The organism is Mixta intestinalis (assembly GCF_009914055.1).
GTDB lineage: Bacteria > Pseudomonadota > Gammaproteobacteria > Enterobacterales > Enterobacteriaceae > Mixta > Mixta intestinalis.
In genome coordinates this window covers 672,065-689,510 of sequence record NZ_CP028271.1, presented here as the reverse complement: position 1 = coordinate 689,510, position 17,446 = coordinate 672,065, and the positions used below count along the sequence as shown (strand labels likewise).

Here is a 17,446-nt window from a genome sequence, read left to right as displayed (position 1 = left end):
ATCGAACGTCGTTCCATTCTTTCCCATTACACGGCCCTGCCGCGATCGCGCGCCAGTGTATGCTTTTGCCTGTAGCTTCACTATAGGAAATCGGTAACAAATTTTCGTATTAAAGATAAGCAGTTGTTACTGAATGACGCCATCGCATTACGTGAACTGTGGGTTGACGCCGCCGGACGCGGCGTCGGAGGGAAATCTTATTCAACCGCCTCTTCAGCAGGGCTGGCGTTGCTGGCGGTTTGCGCCGATTTTTGTTTTTTATAGGCCAGTGCCGCCGCCGGTACCGGTGCGGATTTACCGGTTTCCAGCCAGCTACGCAGGCGATTGGCATCGGCAAAATGGGTATATTTGCCGAAGGCATCCAGCACAACCAGCGCTACCGGGCGCTGTTTAATCACCGTGCGCATCACCAGGCAGTGGCCCGCCTGATTGGTAAAACCGGTTTTTGTCAGCTGAATATTCCAGTCCGGCTTATAGACCAGATGGTTGGTGTTGCGGAAAGGCAGCGTGTAGTCAGGATTGCTGAATCGCGCCATCTGCTCATGGGTGGTGCTGAGCTGTCCGAGCAGCGGATAATGTTTAGTGGCGATCAATAGCTTTGTCAGATCGCGCGCGGTAGAGACGTTATGAATCGACAGGCCGGTTGGCTCAACGTAGCGGGTATGCGTCATGCCCAGCGCGCGCGCTTTGGCATTCATTGCGCGGATAAAGGCGTCGTAGCCGCCGGGATAGTGATGCGCCAGGCTGGCGGCGGCACGGTTTTCTGAGGACATCAACGCCAGCAGCAGCATATTTTTTCGGCTAATAGTGCTTTTTAAGCGCACGCGGGAGAAAACGCCGCGCATTTCCGGCGTCTGGCTGATATCGATATTTAGCATCTCATCCAGCGGCTGATGTGCATCCAGCACCACCATCGCCGTCATCAGCTTGGTGATCGACGCTATAGGCCTGATGCGATCGGGATGACTGGCGTAAAGCACTTTATTGGTATCTAAATCGACGATCATCGCGCTGCCGGAAGCGATCTGCGGCTGGGAGAGCGGCGCGGATGTGCTTAGCGGCGACGCGGCCAGCACCTGACCGGTCAGGCCCTGCGCGGAAAAAAGGAAAGCCAGACTCAGCAATGAATAACGAAATTTTGCGGGCATCGTTTAACAACTTACCGGATTAGGATTGCGCGCTGTGTGCAACACAGGCTGCCGCCGCGAAAGAGAGAGTGCGGCGGCTGGCAAGCAGCATAATACGCTGGCAACCCGGTAAAATCCTGGCGAAATTTTGTTTCCGGGCGTAAACAGGCCGCCGCTCACGGCGACGGCCCTGGCCATTAGCCTAACCGATAACCATAGCCCCACAGCAGCACCGTTAGCGCCAGCAGAACTTCAAACAGCAAAATACCGATCGCCAGCGTAGAACCAGAGAAGCGCAGGCTCTCTTCGCGATCGATATTTAACAGCTGCGGTATACCGATATACAGCAGATAGCCGGTATAGAGCAGCGCCAGCGCGCCAGCAAGCACACACAGCCAGACCAGCGGATAAAGCGCAATCACACCGCTGATAAACAGCGGCGTTGCGACATAGCCCGCAAACACCGTACAACGAGCCAGGCCGGGACGCTGCGGGTAGTCACGCGCCATCCAGTAGATCACCCGCCCCATTACCGCCACGCCACCTAAAATCAGCAGGTAGAACAGTACCGCCAGCATCAATCCGGTGGTGAAATCCAGCGGCACGGTACGCCCGCCGCCCAGATGCCAGCCGAGCTGCGTGGTGCCGATCAATGAGCAAACCACCGGAATTGCCGCCATCAGCAGCACGTGGTGGGTATAGTGATGGGAAACGCTTTCGTTTTCCCCTCTGATATTACGCATCTCCCGATCGGGATGCGCCAGAAGACCCCAGACATGGTTCATTGCTTTACCCTCCGCCGTCACTGACCGCCCGATGCGGTTTTTCTTAAGTATAATTTGCCTGCTTATTTTTTCATCAAACAACCTTCTACTTCTGCTTTGCGGCACGCTTTTTCCTGAAGGCAGCGATAACGAGGTATACACTTACCCTGACGCTAAGTGAAAGGGATAGTAAATTTTGCATTTCGATATCAACCAATTAATTGAGCAATATGGCTATCTGGCGGTAGTGATTGGCTGTATTGCCGAAGGGGAAACTTTTGCGTTGCTGGGCGGCGTCATCGCCCATGAAAAATTATTGCGCTACAGCGGCGTGGTGCTGGCGGTAATGCTCGGCGGCTTTTTAGGGGATCAGCTGCTGTTTTATATTGGACGTCGCTTCGGCTCACGTATTCTGCGCCGCTTTAAAAAACATCAGGGCAAACTGAAGCGCGCCAACCGCATGATTCGCCGCTATCCGGTGCTGTTTATTATTGGCGTACGCTTTATGTACGGCTTTCGCCTTATCGGTCCGATTATTATCGGTGCCAGCCGCCTCAACCCGGTTAAGTTTTTGATATTCAACGCCATTGGTGCCTTTATCTGGGCGCTGGTGTTCGTTACGCTCGGCTACTTTGCCGGAGAGGTGGTTGCACCCTGGCTGCACCGCCTTGATCACCATCTGAAACACCTGCTGTGGCTGGCGCTGGCAGTGCTGTTCGTTGTCCTGCTGCGTCTGGCGTTCCGCCGCTGGACGCGGCGGCATGAAAGTTAATCCCGTAGCTGAGCGCGTGCGTTGTAAAAGCGCCGGTAGCCGAGCGAGGCAGCGATAATGGTTGAAAACGCCGCGGTGCCAAGCAGCATAAAGGTCACCATAATCTGATATTTGATCGCCTGCATCGGATCGATACCGGCGAAAATCAGCCCTGACATCATTCCCGGCAGGCTGACCAGACCAACGGTTTTTGCCGCATCCACCGTTGGGATCATCGAGGCGCGAATGCTGTCGCGCACCAGCGCAGAGGAGGCAAGTTTCACCGAAGCGCCGAGGCTCAGCATCTCTTCAATCTTCTGGCGGTTATCGGCAAAGCGCTGATTCAGCTGGGTGTAACAAAGCCCGACCGCCACCATCGCGTTACCGGCAATCATCCCGGATACCGGAATCACCTGCATCGGCACAAAAGCGATAGCGCCGCTCAGTACCAGAATGGTTAACGTCAATCCGGCACCGGAGCCGATGGCAATCAGCGAAATCCAGAAAGCATTGCCGATACGCTTGCTGCGTTTACGGGCGTTCAGCGCCGCATTCACGCAGATAAACAGTACCATCAACAACGTTAGCCAGCGATTGTTGAAATCAAACAGGTAGTGCAGCACGTAGCCGACAACAGTGAGTTGCACCACAGCACGCAACACGCTCCATAAAATGTCTTTATGTAGCCCCAGCTTTTCTTTCTGGCTGACCAGTAACGCCACCAGTACCAGCATAAAGGCAAGCGCCAGCGAACTGTTATCAATAGCGGGATGATTCATTATGCTGCTTCCATGCCGGGAGAAAGAGAGATAACGCGCGCGCCGTCACCGATTTCCTGCGCGTCGTGGCTGATCCATAGCACGCTCATCGCGTGGCGCTGGGCGGTCTGCTGAATCAGCTGCTTAACCAACGTTTTGTTATCCGCATCCAGCGCGCTGGTGACCTCATCCAGCAGCAGCAGCGCGGGCGGAAACTGCAAATTGCGTAGCAGCGCCACCCGCTGACGTTCGCCGCCGGACAACCCGCCAATCGCTTTTTCCAGCAGCTCAGGCGGCAGATTCAGCCGCGCCAGATCCGCCAGTAGCGCCTCTCTGTCAGGCTGCTGCTGGCGAATTTGCCAGGGAAACGCCAGGTTATCGTAAACGGTTTCGCCAAACAGCTGGGGCGTCTGAAAACAGTAAGAAACCTGGCGGCGATAGCGTTCCGGCGGCAGGCTGGCTATATCGTCGCCGCGAAACCGCACGCTACCCGCACTCGGCGACAGCAGTGACGCGATAATTTTCATCAGGGTAGTTTTACCGCTGCCAGAGGGGCCAGCCAGCCAGGCGAATTCCTGCGCCTGTAGGGTAAAAGAGAGAGGGGCCAGCAGATCTTTTTCCGCCAGCCGATAGCTGACGTCGCGCACTGCCAGCAGTGGAGTCTCCGTGGACATAAACGCTTCCTTTTCAGTTTTGCCGCTGATAATAACGCGGAAGGAAACGGAACGGAAAAGCAAACAGGGGCCAATTGTGTTCGGTTGTCTATAGTAACTGTTCTGACAACGCAACCGGGGGCCGTATGGCACAGGTAAAACGACCTATCGATAATCATGGCGTTATTGGCGATCTGCGCACCTGCGCGCTGGTGGCGGACGATGGTGCCATCGACTATTTCTGCTGGCCCAATCTTGACAGCCCGTCGGTATTCAGCGCCCTGCTCGACAGCGACGAGGCGGGCATTTTCAGCCTGACACCGGAATGGCAGGATTACCGACGCCAGCAGCTTTATCTGCCCGATACCAATATTTTGCAAACGCGCTGGCTCGCCGCCGAAGGCGTGGCGGAAATCACCGATTACATGCCGGTTTGCGAACAGGAAGATACCCGTCCACGCATTATCCGGCGGCTGAAAATGGTGCGCGGCGAGGCGCGTTTTCATCTGCGCTGTGCGCCGGTGCATGACTATGCGCGCGCCGCTACCCAGGTTTGCTTACAGAATGATGCGGCGCTGTTTTGCGCCGAGGGCCAGCCCGATCTACGCCTGACCGCCACCGTTCCCTTGTCGCTCGATCGCCAGGCGGCGGTAGCCAGCTTTTGCCTGCGTGCCGGAGAACATGCGGAATTTATTTTCGGCAGCGCACAGGATGAGCACCTCGACAATTTGCAAACCGATATCTGTTTTCAGGAAACGCTGCACTACTGGCGTAGCTGGTGCCGGAAGAGCAACTGGCGCGGGCGCTGGCAGGAGATGGTAAAGCGATCTTCTCTGACGCTGAAGCTGCTGACGTCGTGGCAGCATGGTTCTATTGCCGCTGCCGCCACGTTCGGTTTGCCCGAAACAGCAGGCGGCGAGCGCAACTGGGACTATCGCGCCTCCTGGATTCGTGACGCTTCATTTAGCGTCTATGCGCTGATGCGCCTCGGCTACGTTGATGAAGCAAAACGCTTTACCCACTGGGTGGGGCGCTGCATGGAGAACAGCCATCAGGATCCGGCGCGGCTTCAGGTCATGTATCGCCTTGATAGCGGCACCGAACTGCATGAAAGCGAACTGCTGCATCTTTCCGGCTACGACGATTCACGCCCGGTACGTATCGGTAACGATGCCTGGCGTCAAACGCAGCTGGATATCTACGGCGAACTGATGGATGCGGTTTACCTTGCCAATAAGTATGGTGAAGCGATCTCCGAACGCGGCTGGCGCAACGTGTGCAGCACCATCAACTACCTGTGCGATCACTGGCAGGAGCCAGACGCCGGGATCTGGGAGATGCGCGGTGAGCCGCAGCATTTTCTTCACTCGCGGCTGATGTGCTGGGTGGCGGTCGATCGCGCGCTGCGCCTCGGCATTAAACGCTCGCTGCCGATGCCTTCTGACCGCTGGGACAAAGCACGTAGCGCCATCCGCGAGGATATCTGGCAAAATTTCTGGAATCCGCAGCTGGGTCATTTTACCGCTACGCGCCACGGCACCTCGCTGGACGCTTCCATGCTGCTGATGCCGCTGGTGCGTTTTGTCGGCGCGACCGATCCTGACTGGCTGGCAACGCTGGACGCCATCAGCGAGAAGCTGGTCCGCGACGGCATGGTATGGCGCTACAATCGTGAAGAGACGCCAGCCGATGCCCTTCAGGGGCGTGAAGGTGCTTTCGTCGCCTGCTCGTTCTGGTACGTAGAATGCCTGGCACGCGCCGGACGGGTGGAAGAAGCGCACTTTGAGTTTGAAAAGCTGCTGAGCTACGCCAACCCACTGGGCCTGTATGCCGAGGAGTTTGATTTTCACGGTTTCGCGCTGGGCAACTTCCCCCAGGCGCTCAGCCATCTGGCGTTAATCAGTGCCGCTTTTTTCCTGAATCGCAAGCTGGACGGTGAAGATCCACAGTGGCAGCCCTGATGGTAAAAAATGCGGTTGTGACAGGCAGGATTGCGTTCGATGACATAGAGTTAAATAAATATGATGCTATAAGGAAAATTCCTGATTCCACAATATGTGGTTATGCACATATAATGTGCAGTCGGTCGCACCGGCCGCACCTGGGTTACTTTTTAACAAGCCATTTATTGGCATTAATCAATTGAAATAAGATGAAAAAAAGCATTCGCGCAATCGCTTCACTTGCAGTGGCACTGGTGGCATTTAGCCAACAGGCGCTGGCCGTGGTCTATCCCCTGCCACCGGCCAACAGCCGCCTCGTAGGTGAAAACATCGAAATTACCATCCCGCAGGACAGCAAACTTCCTCTGGAAGCCTTTGCTGCGCAGTATCAAATGGGCCTGAGCAATATGCTTGAAGCCAACCCTGGCGTGGATGTTTATCTGCCGCAGCCGGGAACAAAACTGATCATTCCTCAGCAGCTGATCCTGCCTGATGCGCCGCGCGAAGGTATCGTGGTCAACAGCGCGGAGATGCGCCTGTATTACTATCCGAAAGGCACTAACACCGTGGTGGTGCTGCCGATCGGTATCGGTGAACTGGGCAAGGATACGCCGGTAAACTGGACAACCACCGTCCAGCGTAAAAAAGCGGGCCCAACCTGGACGCCGACCAAAAAAATGCATGAAGAGTATGCCGCTCGTGGTGAAACGCTGCCGGAAGTGTTCCCGGCGGGTCCGGATAACCCGATGGGGCTGTATGCACTCTATATTGGTCGCCTGTATGCTATTCACGGCACCAACGCTAACTTTGGCGTAGGCCTGCGCGTCAGCCACGGCTGCGTACGCCTGCGCGCCGACGATATCAAATGGCTGTTTGATAACGTGCCGGTTGGTACACGCGTGCAGTTTATCGATCAGCCGGTGAAGGCGACGGTGGAGCCGGACGGCTCGCGTTACGTCGAGATCCATAATCCGCTTTCTACCACCGAGGAGCAGTTTAAATCTCACGCGCCGGTGCCGATTACCCTGACGCCAGCGGTAAGCAAAATCATGTCTGACGCCAGCGTTAACCAGACAGTAATCGACCAGGCGCTGAAGCTGCGCTCCGGTATGCCGGTGAAAATCAACGGCGTTGCCGATGCCGTGCCGCAGCAGCCGGAAGGCGTTCAGCCTCAGCCGGTTATGCCGCAGAGCGCTGAAAGTACCGCGCCAGCACAGGCCCCGATCAGCGTGGCCCAGCCCGCAGCGCCGACTGAGCCAGACGATGCGACGACGCCGGATGTTAACGGTGAAGACGACGAGTCTGAAGTCAGCGACTACAGCGGTTCCTGATCGCTGTTGCGCCATGACAAAGGGTGATGCCTGGCATCACCCTTTTTTATATCCCTCAGCGTCGATGCCATAAGGCTATTTTTTCGCCCCGCTTACTCCTGCCGGGAAAAGTTGATAAAACTAAGATCTTCCCTTCTGCCCTGTTATTTTTCTTCCGGTCCGAAGTAAAACAGCATATTATCACCTGGCTTGCGCTACATTTATTCTCTGGCAGAAAAATAAATAGAAAAAATAGCATTAATGAAAATTAAATTATTAACATGCTATTTATTTAGGGTAGATCAGGTTATCAAAAATGATAATAACTTTAAAATAATAGATTGACGGGCAGCAAACTTTTCATAATAATCTCCTTGTCACCTTAGTTGTAAAATGAATATAGCTTTTCGTCTTTTCCAACACCAGGGAAATTATTTTTATAATAATACTTATTGCTGCTGGTGATTTTTCACCAGCGGCGTCTTTATTTTATTAACTGTATCGATTATTGCCTGAATTAATAAGGTTACGATTAAGCAACTCAAATTAGTTGATTACGTAATTAATAAACCAGACCATGCCAGTGCGCCATACCAGGGACATCACACAGCCCGATCGTTTTCCCGATCGCAGAATGAGGAAATAGTAACAATCATTTATTTTTTATTAGATGCTTTTTTAACGGTACACCGTTATTTTATACTCTAAAAAAATTTAAATTTTTCATGCCCGGTAAAAGTGTCCTTCGGGCTTATTAGTTTATTTTTCATCTTCATTATTTTGTCATATAAAAGGCGTATCACAGCTATCGTCTTCATCACTTTTATGGTGCCTCATGAGTGACCATAGCCTGTTTACCCGTTACGCTACACGCTTTCCTGCGCTTTATACGCCGCAATCGGGCAGGCAACGGCTGGCGCGCATAATGTTAATGCTGTTGCTGATAATCAGCCTTGCCTGGATGATGACGCAGCTCTCCCCGGAAATTCGTTTCGCCACTGGCGACAGCCTGCCCTTTTCTACCGCCCTGTTGCTTTTCGGCTCCTTCCTGCTGGCGTTGGGCTTTATCTTTATTAACGGCATGCACGATACCGCGAATGCGGTAACCACGGTTATCTATACCGGTACGCTCTCGCCAGCGCGTGCGGTACTGATCTCCGCCGTTGCCAATATGCTTGGCGTCCTGCTGGCAAGCGGCGTGGTCGCCTGGAGCGTAATGTCACTGCTGCCGCCTGAAGGGTTGATGACGCTGGATTCGCGTCATGGCTATGCGCTGGCGTATGCACTGCTGCTATCGGCTATTGGCTGGAATTTTGCCAGCTGGTACATGGCGATTCCTTCCTCCTCTTCCCATGCGCTACTGGGTGCCATGCTGGGCGTTGGCTGCGCCAGTAGCCTGCTGAATGAGGGAGAGGTGCTAAGCGGTATCGACTGGCATCAGGCGGCCAGAGCTGGCTGGGCGCTGCTGCTTTCGCCGCTGCTGGGCTTTCTTGCCGCTGGCCTGCTGCTGCGGCTAATGACGGCGCTACTGCCCGCCTCCCGCACGCCTGGAACACGCCCGCCGCGCTGGCTGCGTGGAATGCTGATGCTGACCAGCAGCGGCGTCTCCTTTGCGCACGGCGCTAACGATGGGCAGAAAGGGATGGGCCTGATAATGGTGATCCTGCTGATCGCCCTGCCGGGCGCTTTTGCCCTGAATCGTACGCTGCCGGAAAGCGAGCTTGCCAGCCTGACGCGGCTGACGGCGCAAACGCAGGCGCAGCTGCCGTCGCAGGCTCTTCTTACACCGGCTGAAGCGCAGACAACACTGGAACGCTATCAGCAGCGCCGGGAGAAACATCGCGATGAGACGCTGGCGGCGCTTGGCGTGATGGCGGGCGCACTACACCAGCAGTTAAGTACCCCAACGCAGCTTAACGCGCTGACGCCTGACGAACGCATCGCACTGCGTCTGCGTATGTCGCTTACTGCCAGCACGGTGCGTCAGCTGCTACAGGAAAAGGCATCGCTGCCGCCCGGTCAACGGGCGCTGCTAAGCGAACTGACTACGCAGCTCAATCATGCCGGTAAAATGATTCCCTGGTGGGTAAAAGTCGTCACGGCGCTGACGCTGGCTTTGGGCACGCTAACCGGCTGGCAGCGTATCGCTATTACCATCGGCGAGCGCACCGGAAAAGCGCCGCTCAGCCCAATGCAGGGTGCCAGCAGCGAGCTGGTGACGATGACCACGCTGGGCATCGCGGAGCCGTTTGGCCTGCCGATCTCCACCACTCAGGTACTGACCTGCGGCGTGGCGGGCAGCATGACAGCGAACCGCAGCCCGCTGCACAGCGCAACGCTAAAGCGCATGGGGCTGGTCTGGCTACTGACGTTGCCGGTCTGCGCGCTGCTGTCAGCTCTGCTCTATGCGCTGCTGCTGGCGCTGTAGCGCCGCGTACGCAGCCAGAGATGCAGCGTCAACAGCAGCGCCAGCAACACCATCAACGCAGCGGCGGGCCAGATGGTCTGCATGCCCGCATGATTAATTAGTATCCCGGCCAGCGGGCCGGTTATCCCTAACGCCAGGTCAAGAAAGGCGGAATAGGTGCCGAGCGCGGCCCCCTGATTCTGCACAGCTACCTGTTTTACCGCCTCCACGCCCAGTGCCGGGAAAATCAGCGAAAATCCCGCACCGGTCAGCAACGCACCCATATCCACCAGCCAGGGCGAATTTGCCTGCCAGATCAGCAGCAATCCTGCGCACTCCACGGCGAAAGAGCAGACCGAAACCGGCAGTCCGCCATAGCGCGTAATGGTACGACTGAAGATCAGACGTATCACCACAAAGGCGATGCTGAACAGGCTGAGCGCGTAAGCAGCACCCTGCCACTGGCGGCTGGCAAAGTAGAGCGTGATAAATGTCGCGATCATGCCAAAGCCAATGGTGCCCAACCCCAGACCCAAACCGTAAGTCCAGACTCTGGATGCCACGCGGTGAAACGGAATGCGCACGCCGAGCGCGACGCTAACCGGCGGCTTGCGGCTCGCCAGTATCAGACCGACAAGCCCCATCAGCGTGACCAGAATGGCGAAACCGTGAATGCCCATCAGCGTATTCAGCGCCACGCCAGCGGGCGCGCCCACCGCCATCGCCAGATAGGTAGCAACGCCATTCCAGGAGATCACGCGCGCCGTCTGCGCGCTGCCGACAATATTCATTCCCCACAGCGTGGCTCCGGTGCTGCTGAAACTCTCTCCCACGCCAAGAAACACGCGGCCCACCGCCAGCAGCAGCAGGCTTAGCCAGGGCGTTGCCGCCGCCAGCCCGGCCAGCACCGTCAACAATCCACTCAGGCCACAGCAGCTCATGCCCAGCATTACCACTTTTTTTGGCCCTAACGCATCGGCCAGTCGCCCCGACTGTGGACGGCTCACCAGCGTCGCGAAATATTGCACGCTGATAATCAGGCCCGCCATAAACGAACCGTAGCCCAGCTGGTTATGTACGAACCCGGGCAGCACCGCCAATGGCAAACCAACCGAGAGATAGCAGAAAAAAGTGAAGATAATTACGGAAAGGATGCGCCGGTTCAGCTGCGCATTACTTAAAGCAGATGTCGAATCCATGGGCGATTAAAGAAGCTGAGGGATATACGAACCCATCATACGACAGGCCCGATGGTAACGCGCTCCTTTTAATGCGATACGGATCGCGCTACGCCACCACCTGTTCACAGTGACGATCGATCGCTGCCGCAATATCGGGCGAGGTTTTCAGCGTGCGCACGGTGGTGAAAAGCTTATCCGCCTGCGGATAAGCTTTGCGCAGGTAACCCAGCCACTGCTTGATGCGTGCCACGTGATACATGCCGGTATCACCCTGCTTTTCCAGCCGGGTATAGCGATGCAATAGCGCCATCACCTCCGGCCACGGCATCGGCGGTTCATTGTATTTCACTACCCGGCTGAGGTTGGGTACATTCAGCGCGCCGCGCCCGATCATTACCGCGTCACAGCCGGTTACCGCCATACACTGCTGCGCGCTCTGCCAGTCCCAGATTTCACCGTTAGCGATCACCGGAATCCGCAGACGCTGGCGGATTTCACCAATTGCCTGCCAGTTAATGCACTCGGCGCGGTAGCCTTCCTCTTTAGTACGTCCATGCACCACCAGCTCGCTGGCCCCTGCCCGCTGCACCGCATCGGCGATTTCAAAGCGCCTCTCACCGGAATCCCAGCCGAGACGCACCTTTACCGTGACCGGCAGATGCGACGGTACTGCTTCACGCATCGCTTTTGCCCCCTGATAGATTAACTCCGGATCTTTCAGCAGCGTGGCACCGCCACCGCTACCGTTAACCAGCTTCGAGGGGCAGCCACAGTTGAGATCGACACCCCAGGAGCCGAGTTCAACCGCGCGCGCGGCGTTTTCCGCCAGCCACTGCGGATGCTGGCCCAGCAGCTGCACCCGCACCCGCGTACCGGACGAGGTGCGGCTCTGCTGCTGTAGCTCAGGACAAAGGCGCAGAAACGATTTTACCGGCAGCAGCTGATCCACCACGCGCAGAAACTCGGTGATGCAGAGATCGTAATCATTTACCGACGTCAGTAATTCGCGCACCAGCGAATCGAGCACGCCTTCCATCGGCGCCAGTAACACCCGCATGAGAGATACCTTTGTAAAAATTGACGCGCAAGTTTACGCCTTTTGCCGAAGGGAGAGAATCATCTGTCGGAAGGATTATTGCTTTCACCATAAAAAAACGGCCACCGTTGAGGTGACCGTGAGTCAGCAAGATAATCAGCGATTACCGGCGGGCTTATCGCTGCGCGGACGCGCTGAACGCTGGCCGCTGCGATCGCCGGAAAGGCGACGCGACGGCGCACCTTCGCCGGAGGTGCGACGAGAAGCGCCGTTTTCCCCTGACGAACGGCGCGGTGCATTGCCTTCACCCGCGCTACGACGCGGCTGACGCTCGCCAGAGGCCGAGTGACGTTGGCCTGATGGACGATCGCCACCCTGACCACGCCCGCCCTGGCTGCGCCCGCCGCCACCGCGCTGCTGACGTCCGTTCTGAATCGGCTCCGCTTTGATGCTCGGATCCGGCTCAAAGCCCGGCAACGCCATGCGCGGAATCTCACGCTTCAGCAGGCGTTCAATATCACGCAGCAGTTTATGTTCATCGACGCAGACCAGCGACAGTGCTTCGCCGGTAGCCGCTGCACGTCCGGTACGCCCGATACGGTGCACATAATCTTCCGGCACGTTAGGCAATTCATAGTTCACCACGTGCGGCAGCTCTTCGATATCAAGACCGCGCGCGGCGATATCGGTCGCCACCAGCACACGAATCTGTCCACCTTTAAAATCGCTCAGCGCACGGGTACGCGCGCCCTGGCTTTTGTTGCCATGAATCGCGGCGGCGGTAATGCCATCTTTATTCAACTGTTCAGCCAGATGGTTCGCGCCATGTTTGGTGCGGGTAAATACCAGCACCTGCTGCCAGTTGCCCTGACCGATCATCAGCGACAACAGCTCACGTTTGCGTTTTTTATCAACGAAATGCACATGCTGCGTAACCTGCTCTGACGCAGTGTTGCGACGTGCCACTTCGACCTGGCTGGGGTTATCCAGCAGTTTTTCCGCCAGCGTTTTGATTTCATCGGAGAAGGTTGCCGAGAACAGCAGGTTCTGACGCTTCGCAGGCAGACGCGCCAGCACGCGACGAATATCGTGGATGAAGCCCATATCGAGCATACGATCCGCTTCATCCAGCACCAGCATTTCAACTTTAGAGAGATCGACCGCATTTTGGTGCGCCAGATCGAGCAGGCGTCCCGGCGTTGCCACCAGCAGATCGACACCGCCACGCAGCTTCATCATCTGCGGGTTAATGCTGACGCCGCCGAATACCACCAGCGAGCGCAGGTTAAGGTATTTGCTGTAGTCACGCACGTTTTCGCCAATCTGGGCCGCCAGCTCGCGCGTCGGGGTTAAAATCAGCGCGCGCACCGGACGACGGCCTTTTGTCGGCTGCGGCTGCGCATTCAACAGTTGCAGAATCGGCAGGGTAAAGCCTGCGGTTTTACCGGTGCCGGTCTGGGCGCTGGCCATCAGATCGCGGCCTTCCAGCACCACCGGGATCGCCTGGCGCTGGATGGGAGTAGGCTCACGATAGCCTTGCTCGGCAACCGCACGCAAAATATCGGCGTTCAGGCCGAGAGAATCAAAAGACATAGGGGTTTAACTCCGGTTCCGCCCTGACCGTCGTTAACGGTGCAGTTTCCAGGGGGAAAGCCATGACGCTTGTCAGACAAGCGATTGAAAGAGCACAAACTACGGTGCGTAATGCGATCAGTGTAACAGTTTACACGGCGGCGGGATAGCGGCATGCCTTCAGCGGGCAAAAAAGGGCGCGTTCAGACTAAAAAAACGGGGCCGCAGATGACGGCCCCACAGATTATCTGACAGGTGGCTGACTTAGCCGCGTTTCTTTTCCGGCTGTGGCGCTGGCTCTTTCGCCAGCAGCGATACCAGCGCAGGTCCCACCAGCATGACCATGCCGAGGCAGGCCAGCAGCAGGTTGTTATGTATCACGCGCGAGATGAGAAACAGCACCAGCATCGCCGCACCGAAGTAATAGGTGGTGGTGATCTCTTCTAAAAAATCACCTACCCGGCGCAGCCGCGCGATGCGCTGCGTCAACAGCATGGCAATAAACACGGCGGCATAGGTGGCCACCAGTACGCTGCTTACCTCAACCAACGCCCTTTCCCGCCAGCCCCAAACGAGGGCTACTAGCATCAACAGATGCAAAGAAATGTGCAGGCAGTGTTGGCCGGTAACAATCTGAATACGGTTAAACCATTTCATCCTCTTCTCCTGACAGCGTCTGTACGCCGCCCAAGTGGCCGGGCAAGGCCAGTGACGAATGCCCTCAATGTAACGCAATTTTCAGACAATGCCGCAATTCTCAGCGGAAATCAGCGCTCTTTTGTGACAAAGACTACACTTTATCGGAAATCAAAACAAAAAGGAGAGCGCCCCCAGTATGTCACAAAAAGCGCAAGGATTTTCCTTTAAGGTCCTGACAATTAATACGCATAAGGGTTTTACCAGTTTTAACCGGCGCTTTATTTTGCCTGAACTACGCGAAGCGGTACGCGCAACCTCCGCCGATATCGTTTTTTTACAGGAGGTGATGGGCACCCACGCGATTCATCCGCTTCAGGTGGAGAACTGGCCGGATACGCCTCACTATGAGTTCCTGGCCGATACCATGTGGAACGATTACGCTTATGGACGCAACGCGGTTTATCCCGAAGGCGATCATGGCAATGCGATACTCTCCCGCTTTCCTATTATTGATTATGAGAACCGTGATATTTCGGTTGAGGGCACGGAAAAGCGCGGCGTGCTGCACTGCCGTTTACAGATTCCGCACCGCGAGCAGGAGCTGCATGTGATGTGCGTACATCTGGGCCTGCGTGATGCACACCGTGACGCGCAGATGAATATGATGTGCGAGATGAACGCCGCCCTGCCCGTTGACGCACCGCTGGTGGTAGCGGGCGATTTTAATGACTGGCAGGTACGTGCCAATTCGGTGCTGAAACGCTGCGCTAATCTGGATGAGGTGTTTAGCCGTAAGCATGGTCGTCCGGCGCGTACTTTTCCGGCGCGTTTTCCGCTGCTGCGCCTCGATCGTATCTATGTGCGCAACGCAGGCATTAGCCATCCCTGGGCATTACCGATGCGGCCCTGGTCTCACCTCTCCGATCATGCGCCGCTGGCCGTGGAGATTCATTTATGACAACAAGCTGGCGCGACGGTAACCGCATTAAGCTGCTGGAAAACGGCGAAGAATTTTTCCCGCGCGTATTCGGTGCCATCCAGCGGGCGCAGCATAGCGTGCTGCTGGAAACCTTTATTTTATTTGAAGATGATGTGGGCAATGCCCTGCACCGCGAGCTGCTGGCCGCCGCACAGCGCGGGGTGAAGATTGAAATGATGGTGGATGGCTACGGCTCACCCGATCTTTCCGACGAGTTTGTTTCCAGTCTCACCTCGACGGGCGTGCGTTTTCTTTATTACGATCCGCGCCCGCTGGTGATGGGGATGCGCACCAATGTGTTCCGGCGGCTGCATCGCAAGATTGTGGTAGTTGACGGTACGATCGCCTTTGTCGGCGGCATTAATTTTTCCGCCGAGCACAACAGCGATTATGGCCCGGAGGCGAAGCAGGATTACGCTATCGAGGTAAAAGGGCCGATTGTGGATGATATCGGGCGTTATGTGCAGACCGCCATCGGCAGCGAGGCAAATACCCGCCGCTGGTGGGGGCATCGCTCGCATCGTCCGACAGTGAATCAGCAGCCGGGCGATGCACAGGCGCTGTTTGTCTATCGTGATAATGACGATCACCGCGACGATATTGAGCAGCACTACCTGGAGATGTTAAGCAAGGCGAAGCAGGATGTGATTATCGCCAACGCCTACTTTTTCCCCGGCTATCTTCTGCTGCGCGAGATGAAGAATGCGGCCCAGCGCGGCGTGCGGGTGCGATTGATTGTGCAGGGCGAGCCAGATATGCCGATTGTGAAGGTTGGCGCGGAGCTGCTTTATAACTATCTGGTGGAGGGTGGCGTCGAGGTGTATGAATATATTCGTCGTCCGCTGCACGGTAAGGTGGCGGTGGCCGATCGGCAGTGGGCAACGGTCGGCTCCAGCAATCTCGATCCCTTAAGCCTGTCGCTGAATCTGGAAGCCAATCTGATCATTCACGATCGGCAGTTTAATCAGACGCTGCGCGATAATCTGGAGCGTTTGCTGAGTGAGGATTGCGTACGCGTGCAGGAGGATAAGTTACCGAAGCGTACCTGGCTTCAGTTGGGCAAGAGCGTAATCGTGTTCCATTTCCTGCGTCATTTTCCCGCCATTGCTGGCTGGCTGCCTGCGCATACGCCTAAAGTTAAGCAGGTGCCGCCGCCGGTTCAGCCTGAACTGGAAACCCAGGATCGCGTCGAGTCGGATAATCAGAGGGTGAAATCCTGATGTCAAAAGCTCATCCAAAGTGGAAGCTGGCCAAAAAGATTTTGACCTGGCTGTTTTTTGTCGCCGTTATCGTGCTGTTGGTGGTCTATGCGCGCAAGGTGAACTGGGAGGATGTGTGGAAGGTTATCGTTAACTATAACCATGTCGCCATTCTCAGCGCCGTAGGTCTGGTGATTATCAGTTATCTCGCCTACGGCGGTTATGATTTGATTGGGCGCGCCTACTGCGGGCATAAGCTGGCTAAGCGGCAGGTGATGCTGGTGTCGTTTATCTGTTACGCCTTTAATCTGACGCTGAGTACCTGGGTTGGCGGCGTGGCGATGCGTTATCGGCTTTACTCGCGGCTTGGGTTAAGCGGCAGTACCATTACGCGAATTTTTTCACTGAGTATCGCTACTAACTGGCTGGGTTATATTTTGCTGGCGGGGATTATTTTTAGCGCCGGAATGGTGCCAATTCCGCCGGGCTGGTTTATTGGCGAGGGTACGTTGCGTTTGATTGGCGTGCTGTTGTCGTTGCTGGTGGTGGCGTTTTTAGCCGCCTGCGCTTTTTCTAAGCGGCGGCACTGGAAGGTGCGCGGTCATAAGCTGGCTTTGCCGTCGTTGCGGATGGCGCTGTTTCAGTTTGTGATTTCGAGTGCCAACTGGATGGTGATGGGGATGATTATCTGGCTGCTGTTAGGGCAGGAGGTGGATTATCCGGTGGTGTTGGGCGTGTTGTTGATTAGCAGTATCGCCGGGGTGATTATTCATATCCCCGCCGGGATTGGCGTGCTGGAGGCGGTTTTTCTGGCGCTGCTGCGCGGCGAGCATGCCAGCCACGGGCAGATTATTGCCGCCCTGCTCGCCTATCGCGTGCTCTATTTTATTTTGCCTTTGTTGTTGGCGCTGGTGTTGTATTTGTGGCTGGAGAGCCGTGCTAAGCATTTGCGCCAGCAGAATGAGCGTAAGATGCAGGCGCAGGATGATGCTTTGGGCGCGAAGGAAGGGACTGCGGATGAGGATGCAATGCATGCTGAGCAGCCGGTTGCTGAGGCGCCGGGTAAAGCGGTTTAGCGGAATGGTTTTTGGTTAGGGTATTTTGGGGGATGTGCTGTGAGCGTCTGC

The 17,446-nt window shown here is 56.1% G+C and carries 15 protein-coding genes; 7 read left to right on the top strand and 8 right to left on the bottom strand.

Annotated features, from left to right (window positions below; genetic code table 11):
* Positions 1–197: 197 nt before the first annotated feature.
* Together pbpG and C7M51_RS03230 are read right to left on the bottom strand one after the other, a co-directional pair.
* Positions 198–1,148, bottom strand: coding sequence for a D-alanyl-D-alanine endopeptidase (pbpG, locus tag C7M51_RS03235; protein ID WP_160620465.1), 951 nt, complete (start codon positions 1,146–1,148; stop codon positions 198–200).
* Positions 1,149–1,324: 176 nt separating this feature from the next.
* The gene (locus C7M51_RS03230) at positions 1,325–1,912 is read right to left on the bottom strand and encodes a Yip1 family protein (protein ID WP_160620463.1); all 588 of its coding nucleotides are present in this window, start codon (positions 1,910–1,912) and stop codon (positions 1,325–1,327) included.
* 175 nt (positions 1,913–2,087) lie between these two features.
* Here C7M51_RS03230 and C7M51_RS03225 point away from each other — a divergent pair, with 175 nt between their 5' ends.
* Positions 2,088–2,663 carry a DedA family protein gene (locus C7M51_RS03225; RefSeq protein ID WP_160620461.1) on the top strand — a complete coding sequence of 192 codons (576 nt, stop codon included), beginning with the start codon at positions 2,088–2,090 and terminating at the stop codon, positions 2,661–2,663.
* Here C7M51_RS03225 and fetB read toward each other — a convergent pair.
* Entirely contained in the window at positions 2,660–3,421 is a 762-nt protein-coding gene (gene fetB / locus C7M51_RS03220; protein WP_160620459.1) for an iron efflux ABC transporter permease subunit FetB, read from the bottom strand. The two genes, C7M51_RS03225 and fetB, sit on opposite strands and share 4 nt — an antisense overlap.
* On the bottom strand, positions 3,421–4,074 hold the full coding sequence (fetA, locus tag C7M51_RS03215) for an iron efflux ABC transporter ATP-binding subunit FetA (RefSeq protein ID WP_160620457.1): 654 nt from the start codon (positions 4,072–4,074) through the stop codon (positions 3,421–3,423). Before fetA ends, fetB begins: the two co-directional genes overlap by 1 nt.
* Before the next feature lie 125 nt (positions 4,075–4,199).
* On the opposite strand from fetA, the gene C7M51_RS03210 reads away from it, so the two are divergent.
* From C7M51_RS03210 to C7M51_RS03200, 3 genes are all read left to right on the top strand, one after another.
* Positions 4,200–6,014 carry a glycoside hydrolase family 15 protein gene (locus C7M51_RS03210; protein ID WP_160620455.1) on the top strand — a complete coding sequence of 605 codons (1,815 nt, stop codon included), beginning with the start codon at positions 4,200–4,202 and terminating at the stop codon, positions 6,012–6,014.
* Positions 6,015–6,205: 191 nt separating this feature from the next.
* Positions 6,206–7,327, top strand: coding sequence for a L,D-transpeptidase family protein (locus C7M51_RS03205; RefSeq protein ID WP_160620453.1), 1,122 nt, complete (start codon positions 6,206–6,208; stop codon positions 7,325–7,327).
* A gap of 814 nt (positions 7,328–8,141) precedes the next feature.
* Positions 8,142–9,734 (top strand): inorganic phosphate transporter, encoded by a 1,593-nt coding sequence (locus tag C7M51_RS03200; RefSeq protein WP_160620451.1) that lies wholly within the window; start codon positions 8,142–8,144, stop codon positions 9,732–9,734.
* Here the strand turns inward: C7M51_RS03200 and C7M51_RS03195 are convergent.
* The 4 genes from C7M51_RS03195 to C7M51_RS03180 form a co-directional block, all read right to left on the bottom strand.
* Complete coding sequence (locus tag C7M51_RS03195; RefSeq protein ID WP_160620449.1) at positions 9,710–10,912, bottom strand: MFS transporter; 1,203 nt, start codon at positions 10,910–10,912, stop codon at positions 9,710–9,712. The genes C7M51_RS03200 and C7M51_RS03195 overlap by 25 nt on opposite strands.
* A gap of 88 nt (positions 10,913–11,000) precedes the next feature.
* Positions 11,001–11,951, bottom strand: a complete 951-nt coding sequence (gene dusC / locus C7M51_RS03190) for a tRNA dihydrouridine(16) synthase DusC (RefSeq protein ID WP_160620447.1) — start codon at positions 11,949–11,951, stop codon at positions 11,001–11,003.
* 135 nt (positions 11,952–12,086) lie between these two features.
* The gene (gene rhlE / locus C7M51_RS03185; RefSeq protein WP_160620445.1) at positions 12,087–13,523 is read right to left on the bottom strand and encodes an ATP-dependent RNA helicase RhlE; all 1,437 of its coding nucleotides are present in this window, start codon (positions 13,521–13,523) and stop codon (positions 12,087–12,089) included.
* A gap of 243 nt (positions 13,524–13,766) precedes the next feature.
* Positions 13,767–14,159 carry a YbhQ family protein gene (locus C7M51_RS03180; RefSeq protein WP_160620443.1) on the bottom strand — a complete coding sequence of 131 codons (393 nt, stop codon included), beginning with the start codon at positions 14,157–14,159 and terminating at the stop codon, positions 13,767–13,769.
* Positions 14,160–14,337: 178 nt separating this feature from the next.
* Between C7M51_RS03180 and C7M51_RS03175 the strand changes: the two genes are divergently transcribed.
* Genes C7M51_RS03175 through C7M51_RS03165 form a run of 3 tightly spaced genes read left to right on the top strand, consistent with a single transcriptional unit; the run spans position 14,338 to position 17,395 of the window.
* The gene (locus tag C7M51_RS03175) at positions 14,338–15,099 is read left to right on the top strand and encodes an endonuclease/exonuclease/phosphatase family protein (protein WP_160620441.1); all 762 of its coding nucleotides are present in this window, start codon (positions 14,338–14,340) and stop codon (positions 15,097–15,099) included.
* Complete coding sequence (clsB, locus tag C7M51_RS03170) at positions 15,096–16,340, top strand: cardiolipin synthase ClsB (RefSeq protein WP_160620439.1); 1,245 nt, start codon at positions 15,096–15,098, stop codon at positions 16,338–16,340. The genes C7M51_RS03175 and clsB overlap by 4 nt, the downstream gene beginning before the upstream one ends.
* The gene (locus C7M51_RS03165; RefSeq protein ID WP_160620437.1) at positions 16,340–17,395 is read left to right on the top strand and encodes a lysylphosphatidylglycerol synthase domain-containing protein; all 1,056 of its coding nucleotides are present in this window, start codon (positions 16,340–16,342) and stop codon (positions 17,393–17,395) included. Before clsB ends, C7M51_RS03165 begins: the two co-directional genes overlap by 1 nt.
* Positions 17,396–17,446 lie beyond the last annotated feature (51 nt).

Bases quoted from the DNA above. Each gene is read 5' to 3' on its own strand.
- C7M51_RS03230 (WP_160620463.1), bottom strand. From the start codon at position 1,912: ATGAACCATGTCTGGGGTCTTCTGGCGCATCCCGATCGGGAGATGCGT.
- C7M51_RS03205 (WP_160620453.1), top strand. From the start codon at position 6,206: ATGAAAAAAAGCATTCGCGCAATCGCTTCACTTGCAGTGGCACTGGTG.
- C7M51_RS03175 (WP_160620441.1), top strand. From the start codon at position 14,338: ATGTCACAAAAAGCGCAAGGATTTTCCTTTAAGGTCCTGACAATTAAT.
- C7M51_RS03210 (WP_160620455.1), top strand. From the start codon at position 4,200: ATGGCACAGGTAAAACGACCTATCGATAATCATGGCGTTATTGGCGAT.
- fetB (WP_160620459.1), bottom strand. From the start codon at position 3,421: ATGAATCATCCCGCTATTGATAACAGTTCGCTGGCGCTTGCCTTTATG.
- pbpG (WP_160620465.1), bottom strand. From the start codon at position 1,148: ATGCCCGCAAAATTTCGTTATTCATTGCTGAGTCTGGCTTTCCTTTTT.
- C7M51_RS03200 (WP_160620451.1), top strand. From the start codon at position 8,142: ATGAGTGACCATAGCCTGTTTACCCGTTACGCTACACGCTTTCCTGCG.
- C7M51_RS03195 (WP_160620449.1), bottom strand. From the start codon at position 10,912: ATGGATTCGACATCTGCTTTAAGTAATGCGCAGCTGAACCGGCGCATC.
- rhlE (WP_160620445.1), bottom strand. From the start codon at position 13,523: ATGTCTTTTGATTCTCTCGGCCTGAACGCCGATATTTTGCGTGCGGTT.
- clsB (WP_160620439.1), top strand. From the start codon at position 15,096: ATGACAACAAGCTGGCGCGACGGTAACCGCATTAAGCTGCTGGAAAAC.
- C7M51_RS03180 (WP_160620443.1), bottom strand. From the start codon at position 14,159: ATGAAATGGTTTAACCGTATTCAGATTGTTACCGGCCAACACTGCCTG.
- dusC (WP_160620447.1), bottom strand. From the start codon at position 11,951: ATGCGGGTGTTACTGGCGCCGATGGAAGGCGTGCTCGATTCGCTGGTG.
- C7M51_RS03165 (WP_160620437.1), top strand. From the start codon at position 16,340: ATGTCAAAAGCTCATCCAAAGTGGAAGCTGGCCAAAAAGATTTTGACC.
- fetA (WP_160620457.1), bottom strand. From the start codon at position 4,074: ATGTCCACGGAGACTCCACTGCTGGCAGTGCGCGACGTCAGCTATCGG.